The sequence below is a fragment of the Nonomuraea monospora genome (assembly GCF_039531895.1).
Taxonomy (GTDB): Bacteria; Actinomycetota; Actinomycetes; order Streptosporangiales; family Streptosporangiaceae; genus Nonomuraea; species Nonomuraea monospora.
This window is the reverse complement of the sequence record NZ_BAAAQX010000020.1, coordinates 60345-72611: the sequence shown is the minus strand read 5'-3', so window position 1 is coordinate 72611 and position 12267 is coordinate 60345. Positions and strand designations below refer to the sequence as shown.

Genomic DNA, 12267 nt, shown 5'->3' with positions numbered 1-12267 from the left:
GTCGTGCTGGCCAGCGCTGCGCCGGCTGTACTGCCCGCTGTTGTGCCCGTCTCGCGCGACGGCGCCCTGCCTTTGGTCCGTCCCCGGTTAGCGACGTGAGGGCGGCGGCGGGAGGTGGGGTGACGGCGGTGGGAGGCGAGGGAGCGGTGATCGGGCCCGTGTCGGGTGAGAGCGTGAGGACGGACGGCAGGGCTGCGCGCGTGCAAGTGGCCGGGGTCGGGGTGGACGCGCTGACCGGGAGCGAGGTCGTGCACAGGGTCGCCCAGGCCATGGAGGCAGGGAGAGGCGGCCGGATCGTCACGCCGAACGTGGACATCTGCCGCGCAGCCGCCGCCGACCCCGCGCTGCGCGACCTGATCACCTCCGCCGACCTCGTCGTCCCCGACGGCATGCCGCTGGTGTGGGCGGCGCGGCTGCTCGGCACCCCCGTTTCCGAGCGGGTGACGGGCGCTGACCTGATCTGGTCGCTCAGCGCGCTCGCCGCCCGCCGCGGCTGGCCGGTCTACCTGCTCGGCGGCGGCCCGCCCGTGGTGGCGCGCAGGGCGGCGGCCGAGCTGAGGAGCCGCCATCCCGAGCTGAAGGTCTGCGGGGTGCACACGCCGCCGTACGCGTTCGACGCCACCCCCGAGGGTGCGGCCAGGGTGCGCGCGATGGTGGTGGCGGCGCGGCCACGGCTGGTGTTCGTGGGGCTCGGGTTCCCCCGGCAGGACCGGCTCATCGCCAGGCTGCGGGAGGAGCTGCCGGGAGCCTGGTTCGTGGGGTGCGGGGCGGCCATCGCGTTCGCCGCCGGCACGGTCGCCAGGGCGCCCGCGTGGGCCGGGCGGGCGGGGCTGGAGTGGGCGTTCCGGCTGGCCGCCGAGCCGGGGCGGCTGGCGCGCCGCTACCTCATCGACGACCTGCCGTTCGCCTTGCGGCTGCTCGGGGGGTGCCTGGCCGCCCGGCTCAGGTTCCCGTCAGGGCACGGACGCGGGCTGCCTCCCGCTCGGTGAGCCCCCGCGGCCCGCGCGCGATCGCCTCACGCGAGTCCATCCGCCGGTACGCCGTCCGCGACCACCCCGACCACACGAAGCCCCTCGCCCCGCCACCCACCGTGCCGCTTGCCGCGCCAGGCGACGTGCCACCGGCCATGTCGGTTGAGGAGGCGCAGCAGGCTCGTACGATCCGCCGTTCGGCGTCCGGTGTCCACCGCAGCCCCGCGTACGCGTACAACCCCCGAAAACCGGTCACCGGGTCGGCGGCCAGCGACTCGTACGGCGTGACGAGGATCCCAGGCGTGCGCTCCAGCACAGCCCGGGTCACCCGCCACAACGCCGCCGCCGTCGCCAGACGATCGGGAGACGCGGCGAGCGCCCGCAGCTCCAGCACCTCGGGATGGTCCCTGACCAGCAGCGGCTGTTCCAGCAGCTCGCGCAGGTGCACCGTCCACCCCAGCCGCTGCCAGCTCGCCACGAACGACACCGGATCCCGGACGAGGGCGATCACCCGGCACCCCAGCCGCCGCGCGAACCATCCGGCGCTCAGCACGGCGAACGGGTCGTCCAGCAGCGCCCGCCGGCTCGTGAGGCGGCCGAGGGTGAAGGCGGTGCCGTAGCGGAGCATGCGGGCCAGGTCGTACGGGGAGCGGTTCGCGCGCAGTTCGGCCAGCCAGCGGTAGCGCAGGCGCACGGTGTCGCGGAAGGCGGGCAGCCAGTCGGCGGAGTTGTCGTCGCAGATGTACTGGAAGCGGTGGGTGACGCGGGCGTTGAGCACGCCGGGGCAGTGGCCGGGCGGGTGCTGGGGGTTGAGTGGCTCGTTGACGTAGACGAGGTCGCCTCCGGCGGTGAGCATCTTGCCGACCCAGCTCGTCCCGCTCCGGGGCAGCCCGGTGACGAGTACGGGGTTCATGCGACCGCCGTCCGCCGCAGCGCGGCGAGGGTGTGGCGGCCGAAGGGGTGCAGTCCGTAGCGGCGGTGGAGCTGCCAGAGGGGCAGCAGGTTCTTGACGATCACACCGCCCGACCACCCCGCGACGGCCCCGAGCGCCCCGTGCGCCGGGATGAGCGCCAGGTCGAGCAGCACGGTGCAGCCGACGGCGGCCAGCAGGTTGGCCAGGCTGACGCCGGTGTGCCCGGCGGCCGTCAGCACCATGTCGACCATGCCGCAGGCGGTCGCCACCATCATGGTTCCGGCGAGCACCAGCGCGACGGGGGCCGCCACCGCGTACGACGGCCCGAACAGCCGCAGCACCCACGGCGCCAGCACCGCGTACGCCAGCCAGACCGGCCACGTCAGCAACACCAGCCAGGCCGTCGCCGCCTGGTACAGCTCGCGGGCCCGCTCCCGTTCACCGTCGGCCAGCGCCCTGACGAGCCCGGCCTGCACCGACTGCGCGAGCCCCTGGTTGGCGAGCTGCCCGACGACCTTGAACCGGGTGGCCGCCGTGTAGACGGCCGCCTGCGCGGGGCCGGCGAGCGCGGCGACGATGACGATGTCCACGCGCTGGAACACGGCCTGGATGGCGCCGGCGAGCGACCGCGGCGCGGTGTAGCGCCACAGGTCCCGGCCGGTGCCCGGCAGGTACGGCGTGCGCGGCACCCGTCCGCGCAGCCCGGCCGCCGCCAGGACCACGACCGGCAGGTACGGCGCCGCCCACGCCATCGTCAGCCCCCACCCGGAGACCCCCGCCAGCGCCGCCGCGCCGACCAGCAGGACCTGGCCGACCGGCAGGGCCACCCCGTCGAGCAGCACGGTGGGTCGCATGAGGCCGAAGCCGCGGGTGGCGGCCAGCAGGACGTCCGCCACGACCATGACCGGCAGCAGGAGAACGGGCGGGCCGAGGCGGGGGTACAGCAGGATGGCCGCGCCCGCGGCGACGAGGGCGCAGGGCACCAGCGCTGCCCGGATATATCCGGAAATGCCGAGGTAGCTGTAGGTCTTGGCGCGGGCGATGAAGTAGATCAGCCCGTTGCCCGCGTCCAGTTTCGCGATGCCCGCCACCATGAGCACCAGCGCCGTCGCGGTGAAGAACGCCCCCGCCTCGGCCGCGGGGAACGCCCTGGTCACCACCACCACGAGGACGAACTGCGCCAGCGCCCCCAGCGCCGCCCCGCCCAGCCCGGCCAGCCCCTTGCGCCCGATCACCGCCGCCACGACGGCTCCTGGCCCAGCCAGCGCACCAGCCGCGCGTCGTACGCCTCGAAGTGGTCACGCAACGCCCGCCCGAGCACCTGGGGCACCCGGCGCGGCGGCACCCGCCCGTTGTGCCGTTCGAACGCCGGATAGCCCAGGTGCGGCAGCCCCAGGAAGTCCATCACCCGGTCGTAGGCGGACTCGGGCTCGGTGAAGAAGCGGTGGCTGTCGAGGACGAGGATGCGTTCGCGGCCGATCAGCGGCTCCAGCCGGTCGAGCTGGTCGGCGTAGCGGCCCCTGGCGAGGTAGGCGTGGTGGCGGTGCGAGTGGTGCAGCGCGAACGGCGACTCGCGCAGCAGCTCCTCGGCGCCGGCCAGGCGCTGGGCCTCCAGCTCCACGGCGTGCTCGAAGTGCGACTCCGTCTCGAAGCCGCGGGCCAGCTCGTGCGCGTGCGCGGAGACGGCCCGCTCGACCGGGTCGCGGACCAGCACGATCAGCTTGACCCCCGGCAGGTCGGCCGCGATGCGCTCCCCGGCCAGCGGATGGAACAGGTAGTAGGGGGAGGACTCGTAAGCCTGGGCGCGGGTGCCGTACCGGTGGTGCAGCAGCGCGGCACCCACCCGCAGCGGGAAGTGCGCCTGGTACCAGGCCGTCCCGCGCCAGTAGGCGACGTCGAAGTAGTGCACGCCCTTGTGCAGCACGGGTTTGAGCAGCAGCGGATGCTGGGCCAGCGCCCGGTACAGGGAGGTGGTGCCGCACCGCTGCGCGCCCGTGAGCAGGAACGACGGCAGCACGCGTGCCCCCGACGTGAACCGTCCGGTGGCCCGCGACAGTGACAGGACCGATCGCTTCATCGTCCTCAAATCAACAGCTCCTCGTGGTCGACGGCCGGGTTGAGCCAGGACTCCGGCGGGCCGAGCGGCGCGTGGCCGTCGGCGGCGTGCCGCTCGGCCAGCGCGATGAGGTAGCGCAGCGCGGTCTGCCTGGCCGCCGGCGACGACACTCCGAGTGGGGCCAGCAGCCGCGCGGCGCGCGCCACGCAGGCCCGCGCCGCGACCGGCGGCGCCGTCCTGCGCAGTGCCCGCTGGAAGAAGTGGTGAACGGCGTCGAAGCCGTAGGGCACGCCGACCTCGTATCGCTCCCAGTCCCACACCAGCAGCCGCCCGTCGCGGGAGCGGCACAGGTTCCAGGGCGCGAGGTCGCCGTGCCAGGCGGGCCGGGCGCCGCCGGTGAGGGCGATCTCCTTGACCGCGTCCAGCAGCAGCGGGCGCGGCACCCGGCCGCGCCGCAGCCGTCCGCGCACCGGCAGCGGCGACAGCGCCAGCACCGACAGGCCGCGCCACTCGCCGTGGTGCAGCACGGCGGGGGCGGCGACCGTGCGCAGGGACAGCCCGGCCAGCCTGCGCAGCGCCGCCGCCTCGGCGGTGATCAGGGCGCGGGCCCGCTCGCTGTCGCCGATCTTCACGAACGCCAGCCGCCGGCCGCCCGATCGGGCCTCCAGGATGGGCTTGCGGTTGGCCCGCAGCGCCGGCCGTACGTGCAGGACGGTCTCGACCGGACGGTGGAAGACGTCGCTGAGGTGCGCCGCGATCGACCCCTCGACCGGCACCTCGACCGTGGAGCCCAGATGCCACCAGCGGCGCGGAGCCAGCCTGCGCGGCACGGCGGCGTGCGGCAGCAGCGTGTACGCCCGGGGCGCGCCCGGCCCCGGATACAGCAGCCGCACGGTCTCCGCGAGATACCCGAGCCGGACGGCGGAATCCCTCATGCGCCCTCCCGCTGGTTGCGCCACAGGAGGGCGAAGGAGACGAGGTAGAGCGTGAGCGGCGTGACCAGGCCGTCGTAGACGAACATGTAGAGCAGCACGAGCCCCATCACGAGCACCCCGGCCAGCCCGACGGGGCTGCGGTCGCGCCGGTGGCGCAGGATCGCGCCCACGAAGAACGCCACGTAGAGCGCGGCCCCGGTGAACCCCTGCGTGATGATCAGCAGCCAGAGCTGCCCGTCGCTGCCCAGCGGCGGATGGCCGCAGGTGTCGCACCAGTCGGTCTTGCCGGTCGTGATCGTGCGGTGGTTGCCCGTGGCGTTGCGCGTGTTGCCGTACCCGATCACGGGGGAGTGTCCGGCGGCGGTGAGGGTGGCGCTGACGGTGAAGGCGCGGATGTCGTTGGAGTGCGGTTTGTCCAGGCGCTGGGCGACCAGCGGGGCCAGCGGGCTGAGCGCGAACGCCAGCGCCCCTGCCGCGAGCGCGCCGCACAGCGCGGCCCTGGTACGCCCGCGCACGCGGACGATCACGTACAGGACGGCCAGGCCGAGCCCGATCCACAGGCCGCGGTTGAGCGAGTACACGACGGGGATGGCGGCCAGGGCGAGCACCGCGGCCACGAGGAGCCTGTGCCGTGTCCCGCCGTACACCCACCAGCCCACCACGAACCAGACCAGCAGCACCGACGCGTTGCTGCCCCAGGCGTTGGCCCACTCGTACGGCGCCTCCGGCCTGGGGGAGGCGAAGCCGAGCACCTTCTGCGTCTGGGCGGCCGTGGGGTGGATGAGGTTCTGCACGAACGAGTTGCCGCTGATCCAGTCGGGCAGCAGCAGCTCGACGGGCGAGGTGAAGGCGAAGCCGGGGAAGAACACGCCGAGCAGGCCGCCCGCGACCGTGCTGACGAACAGCACGCCGAGCATGCGGACCAGGCGGAGCTGCGGCAGCTCCCGTTCTGTGAGGTTGCCCAGGTAGAGGACCATGATCAGGACGGAGCTGTAGAGCGCCAGGCGCATGCCGTAGCCGAGTATCCGGCCCGCGCCCAGCTCCCCGTACGTGCCGGGGGGCGACTCGGCCAGCATCAGGCCGCTGACCAGGTATCCGGCGAGCAGCAGCAGCCACAGGCCGAAACCGGGCGGCACCTTGAGCGGCCGTCGCCGCCACAGCAGCACCGCCATCGGGACGGCCAGCACGATCACCGACAGCCCGCCGAACCCCAGCGCCCACCAGACCGGATACCCGACCAGCAACGCCGCGATGGGCCACGCGGGCCCCGTCACCGCGGCCCCACCGGTCGCGGGCCACGCGGGTGCAGCGTTGTCGGGTGCGGGCCATGGGGGTGCGGGCCATGGGGGTGCGGGCCGTGCGGGTGCGGGCTGTGTGGATGTGGGCCGTGTGGACGGGGTGCTGCCGGTCGCGGGCCGTGCGGGCGCGGCGCTGTGGGGTGCGGGGCCGTCACGGCTGCTTGCCCGGCCGCCGCGGGTGGTGGTGGAGCGCCGGCATGGGGGTGGTTTCCGCGGACGTGCCCACCTCCAGTTCGCCCGTCGCGACGAGCTTGCCGAGCGAGGTGTGCGGCCGTGGCTCCAGCAGCGGCACGAACGACGGCACCGCGTCGGTGGCCGTGACCACGCCGATGATCGGCACGTCGTGCCTGGCGAGCTGCCGGGTGACGGCCGCGACCTCCTCGGAGGTGACCAGGCCCAGGCCGATCAGCAGGACGGCGGCGTCCGCCCTGGACAGGTCGCGCACGTCGGAGCCGTCGAGCACGACGAGCGGCGCGCTCACGGCGAGCGGCTCGGCCAGCGAGGAGGCGTACAGGTCGGCGGGCAGCGCCCTGATGAGCAGCCGCTTGCCGGGGCAGGCGGAGACGACGGCGCAGGCCAGGTCGTGCAGCACGCCGTGCTCGCGCGGGCTGGACAGGTCGCTGAGCACGGGCAGGCCGGTGAGCCGTTCGACGTCGGCGGGGGTGCGCAGGCGCCGGTCGAGGCGGTCGCGGGCGTAGGCGGCGGCCGAGCCGAGCAGCAGCCCCGCCATCAGCCCGGTGCCCAGGTAGAGGGGCAGGCTGGGGGAGCTGGGCGTGTCGGGCGGTGTGGCCTGGCTGATGACGGTGCCGGGGGTGATCGCGACCGTTCTGAGCGCGTCGTACTTCAGCGCCAGGCTGGCGGCCTGCCGGTTGAGCACGCCCTGCCGCTGGGCGGCGATCGCGTGCGCGGCGCCGCCCCGGGGCAGGGTGCCGAGCTGCTTGATGACCTGGTCGATGCCGGCGTTGACCTGCTTGAGCTTGCTGAGCACGGCCTCCTGCTGCTGGGCCATGGCGGTCAGCGCGCTCTCGCGGCGGTGCGCCAGGTACGCCTCGGCGTACGCGCCCGCCTGCGCGGACGCGGTGGCGGGGTCGGCGGCCGTGACCGAGATCCACAGTACGGCGGAGTTGGGCGGGACGGTGACCTGGGCCGCTTCTGCACGGTCGAGCCCGAGCGCCCTGGCGGCACGCGCGGCGACCACGGCCGACTGGGCGACCTGGGCCTCGGTGTCGAGGTTGAGCGACTCGCGCTGGCGGCTGGTCACCTGGTTGGCCTGCTCCTGCGGGCCGACCGGCATGACGAGCACCTGCGCGGTGGCGGTGTAGGCCGGCGGGGTCAGCCGCATCAGCGCCAGCCCCGCGGTGCCGCCGAACACGACGCAGCCCACGAGGAGCAGCCACCGCCTGCGCAGCAGCGAGAGATGCTCGTCCAGGTCGGTGCCGGAGCTCATGTGCGCCCACTATAGGAGGGACGGTCAGCACCCAGGTTGAATACTCAAGATTTTCTCCGGTAAGGCCATAAACAAGCAAACACAAAAAGCGAAATATCAGGAAATTGGGAACGTCACCTCACCGCTATGAACTGCAGAGACTTCCCTACTGGCTGAAGTTCCAGGAATGACATGGCAAGGTTCAGGTGTGACTAGCGGGGTCGTTCGACGAGGGGGTTGGAAGGCTTTGCGGCTACGGGGCATTTCCCATGAAACAACATTCACCGGTGCGATATTGGCCGTGGCCGTGCTGCTGGCCGCCTGCTCCACAGCCGAGGGCTCCGGCGTCCGCGCGGTGCCGGTCCAGGCCCCCGTGGCCAAGCAGGCGGGCGCGCCCGCGTGCACCGTCACCAGCAGGCTGATTCCGTCCTGCGGCGCGTGGTGGGGCATGGCGCCGGAGGTCTTCACCGGCGCCTCGGTGGAGCAGGCGCTGCACGGGGCGGAGTCGCGCATGGGCGCGCCGGCCGACGTGCTGCACGTCTACCACCGGGGCAGCGAGCTGTTCCCGACCGAGACGGAGATCAGGCTGGCCCGCGACCCGGCCAGGCCGCGGCTGCTCATGATCAACTGGAAGCCGTCGCTCGACCGCACGTGGGCGGAGATCGCCGAGGGAGCGCTCGACGCCAGGATCGACCGGCTGGCCGGCCATCTGAGACAGACCTTTCCCGAGCGGTTCTTCCTCACCCTGCACCACGAGCCGGAGAACGACGTCGACCCCGGCTCGGGCTCCGGCATGGCGGCCACCGACTACGCGGCCATGTTCCGGCACGTCGTGCTCAGGCTGCGGGAGAAGGGCGTCAGGAACGCGGTCGTGGTGATGACCTACATGGGCGCGCCCAACTGGGCGGCCAAGTCCTGGTTCGAGGAGCTGTACCCCGGCGACGACGTGGTCGACTGGGTCGCGATGGACCCGTACGCCGACGACCGGGTGGCCGACTTCGACGGGCTGGTGAACAAGACGCGCAAGGAGTATCCCGACTGGCCGGGCTTCTACCGGTGGATGCAGGCGCGCTTCCCCGGCAAGCCGGTCATGGTGGCCGAGTGGGGCGTGTTCGAGCGGCCGAAGGACCGGTCGTTCAAGCGGCGTTTCTTCGAGTCGGCGCTCAAGCAGATCAAGCGGTACCCGCAGATCAAGGCGCTGCTCTACTTCGACTCGCCGCAGGCGCCGCGCGGAGACACGAGCTTCGACTCCGATCCCGGCGCTGACCGGGCGTTCACCGAGCTGGCTCGAGATCCGTACTTCCGCTCGACGCCCGTGCCGCGGCCCTGACCCGCAGCCGCCAGCCGACGACGGTGACCGCGGTGGCGGCGAGCAGCGCCCAGACGGTGAGCGTGTTGCTCACGTCGAGCAGCTTGAGCGCGGAGGCCAGCAGGACGATCGCCAGCATGGCCCTGATCAGGCCGCCCGGAGCGCGCGAGGAGATCCTGGCGCCGAGGTAGACGCCCGGGATCGAGCCGATGAGCAGCGACAGCGTGAGGTCGAGCTGGAAGTCGCCGAACAGGAGGTGGCCGAGCGCCGCGGCGGCGACCAGGGGCACGGCCTGCACCAGGTCGGTGCCGACGAGCTGGTTGGCCTTGAGCGCCGGGTAGAGGACGAGCAGGGCCACGATGATCAGCGATCCCGAGCCGACGGAGGAGACGCCGACCACGAGGCCGCCGACCGTACCGACCAGTAGGGTAGGAATTGGGCGCACGACGATGTCGTTCGCGTCCGACGAGCCGCCCCGCCCGCCGAGCCAGCTCTTCAGCGCCATGCCCGCCACGGCCAGCAGCAGTGCGACGCCGAGCGCGTACTTGACCGCGTCGCTCACCGCGAACGCCCTGGCCAGGAAGACCCCGCAGAACGCCGCCGGCACCGAGCCCACGCACAACCAGCCGACCAGGCGCAGGTTGACGGTGCCGCGGCGCAGGTGCACGACGCTGCCGACCGGCTTCATCACGGCCGAGGCGACCAGGTCGCTGGAGACGGCGGCCAGCGGCGGGACGTTGAAGAACAACATCATCATCGGGGTCATGAGCGCGCCGCCGCCCATCCCGGTCAGCCCGACCACGATGGCGACGACGAAGGACCCGGCGATCAGCGCCCAGTCGATCAACGGATCCATCCTCCACTCTTCAGCGTGTCCAGCACCCGGGACACTGCCGCCTCGATAGAGAGGTGCGTGGTGTCGATGACCAGGTCGGCGTCGTCCGGCTCCTCGTAGGGGTCGGAGACGCCGGTGAACTCGGGGATCAGGCCGGCGCGCGCCTTGGCGTACAGGCCCTTGCGGTCGCGCCGCTCGCACTCCTCCAGCGGCGTGGCGACGTGCACGAGCAGGAAGTCGGCCCCGACGGACTCGACCATCTCGCGCACCTCCTCGCGGGTCGCCGCGTACGGCGCGATCGGCGCGCAGATCGCCAGGCCGCCGTGGCGGGCGGTCTCGGCGGCGACGAAGCCGATGCGGCGGATGTTCAGGTCGCGGTCCTGCTTGGAGAAGGTCAGGCCCTTGGACAGCAGGTGGCGCACCACGTCGCCGTCGAGGTAGGTCACCGTGCGGCTGCCCAGCTCCAGCAGCGCGTCACGCAGGCCGCGGGCGATCGTGGACTTGCCCGAGCCCGACAGGCCGGTGAAGAACACCACCAGGCCGCGGCGGTGCGGCGGGCCGGGGATGTGCACGGGCTCCGGGCCCGCCAGGTGCTCGGTGGCGCCGTAGGCGGTGGCGACGTGCTCGCGCAACTCCAGGTCGAGCTCGGGCTCCTCGCGCGGGGCGAGGGGCACGGGGACGACGAGCGTGCCCGGCGGGAGTTGCTCCTTGGCACGCAGCGCGGCGCGGACGACCGCCGGGCCCGCCTCGCCGTACGCGAGGGGCAGCAGCAGGATCGTCGCGTTCAGCTCCTTGGCGGTGGAGACGATCTCGCCGAGGTCGTCGAGCGGGCCGCGCAGGGTGACGGCGAGCGCGGCGCGCCCGCCGAGCTCCTCCTTGACCTGGGCGGGGGTACGCCGGAGCCGCGCGAACGGCCCGTGCTCCGGCGTGCTCAGCGCCTTCAGCGGCCCCGCCGTGAGGCCGTCGGGCTCGTGCGCGGACACGGTGAGGACGGCCAGCGGCAGGCCCTCGGGGTCGAGCAGCGTGACCTCGTCGCCGGGCTTCAGGTCGGCGCCGACGTGCAGGGTCACGGGCGCGGGCCACGGGGTGCCGTCGGCGAGCGTGCCGCGCTCGTGCACGGTGTGCAGGTCGTCGTGGGCGAGGAACCCCGTCAGCGGCTCGAACGCGCCGGACAGCAGCAGTTCGAGGTCGGCCAGCTCGCGCGGGTCGGGGGTCCACTCCACGTTGTCTGCATCCCAACTATTCCGATTGAATTGGTAGGAAAGGAGTCTACCGGCTGATACCAGTGTGTCGCCAGACCCCCTCCTGAGGCCACTGGGGCCCGGAGCGCGTCACAGCCGCCGCGCGAAGTGGTGCTGCGGCTTCCTGATCACCATGGTGATCTCGTCGTGCGAGGCGGGGAAGTACCCGCTGGTCAGCTTGGAGACCAGCGCCACGGCCGCGGCGCCGATCCGGCGCGAGCGGGCCGGCCCGCTCAGGTTCCGCTCGTCATCGGTGATCATCAGGCCGCGGCTCAGACAGAACGCGTGCAGCCCGTCGCTGGAGGCCAGCGGCTCGTACACGGCGGGCAGCGGCCCGGGGATGCCGGGACGCACCAGGCCGCGCCACAGCAGGCGGCGCAGCCACCCCGGCGTGAGCCGGTCGAGCAGCCCGTACGCCGACCGCCTGTCACGCACCCGCAGCAGCACCAGCCCGCCAGGCCGCAGCGACTGCAGCAGCCGGTCGAAGACCAGCTCGGCGTGGCGCACCCGCTCCAGCAGGAACGACAACTGAATGATGTCGAAGCCGCGCGGCGGCAGCGGCACCGAGCGCAGGTCGCCCAGCGACCACGTGGCGAGGTCCGCCCTTTCCTCCAGCACCCGCCGGATCGCCGGATGGTCCTCGTCCGCCCCCATGGCCCTGGTCTCGACGTGTTCGAGCACCAGCGGCTCGTCGTGGGCGCACCCGGCGACCAGCACGTCCAGCCGCCTCATCGGTTGCCCGGCAACGTGCTCGCGGACCCGCTGACCGAAGAGGTCGCCTCGCTGGGCGACCGATCGCACCTCAGACATATGACCTACAGTAGTCACCTGCTCCCCTTCCGTAATGCATTTCCCTGCTAGCGTCCTGCCCCGTGAACGATCGGATCTACGTGGGGAACGCGGGCGTGGACGCCGCGGGCGATCGGGGCTGGCTGCTCGGGCATTTCAAACCCCCCGGCGATCCAAGACACAGTGAAGACGTCGAGATCAAGTGGGGTGTGCACCCGCCAGGTGACGAGCGGCTGGAGTGGGTGAAGGGCGAGGCGCGCACGGCGCTGCTCGTGCTGATCAGCGGCCGGTTCCGGGTGGAGCTGCCGGGGCGCAGCGTGTTGCTGTCCGTCCCCGGCGACTACGTGGTGTGGGGCAAGGGTGTCGACCATTCCTGGCGGGCGGAGGAGGCTTCGACGGTGCTGACCGTGCGCTGGCCTTCCGTGCCTGGTTATCGAGTTGGCTGAGCCGCCGCGGCGAGTAGGCTGGGAAGAGACCCCCGCGACCTGACACGG

The 12267-nt window shown here is 72.9% G+C and carries 12 protein-coding genes; 3 read left to right on the top strand and 9 right to left on the bottom strand.

Translation table 11 applies throughout. The annotated features are described in order from the left end of the window. The first annotated feature begins 119 nt into the window (after nt 1-119). Nucleotides 120-989 carry a WecB/TagA/CpsF family glycosyltransferase gene (locus ABD331_RS33460; RefSeq protein ID WP_344483629.1) on the top strand — a complete coding sequence of 290 codons (870 nt, stop codon included), beginning with the start codon at nt 120-122 and terminating at the stop codon, nt 987-989. On the opposite strand, the gene ABD331_RS33455 is transcribed toward ABD331_RS33460, so the two are convergent. From ABD331_RS33455 to ABD331_RS33430, 6 genes are all read right to left on the bottom strand, one after another. Then, complete coding sequence (locus ABD331_RS33455; RefSeq protein ID WP_344483626.1) at nt 943-1884, bottom strand: sulfotransferase; 942 nt, start codon at nt 1882-1884, stop codon at nt 943-945. The two genes, ABD331_RS33460 and ABD331_RS33455, sit on opposite strands and share 47 nt — an antisense overlap. After that, on the bottom strand, nt 1881-3128 hold the full coding sequence (locus ABD331_RS33450) for a lipopolysaccharide biosynthesis protein (RefSeq protein ID WP_344483623.1): 1248 nt from the start codon (nt 3126-3128) through the stop codon (nt 1881-1883). Before ABD331_RS33450 ends, ABD331_RS33455 begins: the two co-directional genes overlap by 4 nt. Beyond that, the gene (locus ABD331_RS33445) at nt 3116-3961 is read right to left on the bottom strand and encodes a sulfotransferase domain-containing protein (RefSeq protein WP_344483620.1); all 846 of its coding nucleotides are present in this window, start codon (nt 3959-3961) and stop codon (nt 3116-3118) included. The genes ABD331_RS33450 and ABD331_RS33445 overlap by 13 nt, the downstream gene beginning before the upstream one ends. A 5-nt stretch (nt 3962-3966) precedes the next feature. Next, nucleotides 3967-4875, bottom strand: coding sequence for a hypothetical protein (locus ABD331_RS33440; protein ID WP_344483617.1), 909 nt, complete (start codon nt 4873-4875; stop codon nt 3967-3969). Beyond that, nucleotides 4872-6149 carry a hypothetical protein gene (locus ABD331_RS33435; protein ID WP_344483615.1) on the bottom strand — a complete coding sequence of 426 codons (1278 nt, stop codon included), beginning with the start codon at nt 6147-6149 and terminating at the stop codon, nt 4872-4874. The genes ABD331_RS33440 and ABD331_RS33435 overlap by 4 nt, the downstream gene beginning before the upstream one ends. A gap of 175 nt (nt 6150-6324) precedes the next feature. After that, entirely contained in the window at nt 6325-7620 is a 1296-nt protein-coding gene (locus tag ABD331_RS33430; RefSeq protein WP_344483612.1) for a Wzz/FepE/Etk N-terminal domain-containing protein, read from the bottom strand. Between the two features lie 280 nt (nt 7621-7900). Between ABD331_RS33430 and ABD331_RS33425 the strand changes: the two genes are divergently transcribed. Beyond that, nucleotides 7901-8929, top strand: a complete 1029-nt coding sequence (locus tag ABD331_RS33425) for a glycoside hydrolase family 26 protein (protein WP_344483609.1) — start codon at nt 7901-7903, stop codon at nt 8927-8929. On the opposite strand, the gene ABD331_RS33420 is transcribed toward ABD331_RS33425, so the two are convergent. From ABD331_RS33420 to ABD331_RS33410, 3 genes are all read right to left on the bottom strand, one after another. Continuing rightward, nucleotides 8874-9764: a sulfite exporter TauE/SafE family protein gene (locus ABD331_RS33420; RefSeq protein ID WP_344483606.1), complete on the bottom strand. Its 891-nt coding sequence runs from the start codon at nt 9762-9764 to the stop codon at nt 8874-8876. The two genes, ABD331_RS33425 and ABD331_RS33420, sit on opposite strands and share 56 nt — an antisense overlap. Further along, on the bottom strand, nt 9752-10966 hold the full coding sequence (gene cysC / locus ABD331_RS33415; RefSeq protein ID WP_344483603.1) for an adenylyl-sulfate kinase: 1215 nt from the start codon (nt 10964-10966) through the stop codon (nt 9752-9754). The genes ABD331_RS33420 and cysC overlap by 13 nt, the downstream gene beginning before the upstream one ends. A gap of 108 nt (nt 10967-11074) precedes the next feature. Continuing rightward, entirely contained in the window at nt 11075-11794 is a 720-nt protein-coding gene (locus tag ABD331_RS33410; protein ID WP_344483600.1) for a methyltransferase domain-containing protein, read from the bottom strand. A gap of 62 nt (nt 11795-11856) precedes the next feature. On the opposite strand from ABD331_RS33410, the gene ABD331_RS33405 reads away from it, so the two are divergent. Then, nucleotides 11857-12219 carry a cupin domain-containing protein gene (locus tag ABD331_RS33405; RefSeq protein WP_148437146.1) on the top strand — a complete coding sequence of 121 codons (363 nt, stop codon included), beginning with the start codon at nt 11857-11859 and terminating at the stop codon, nt 12217-12219. Nucleotides 12220-12267: the final 48 nt, after the last annotated feature.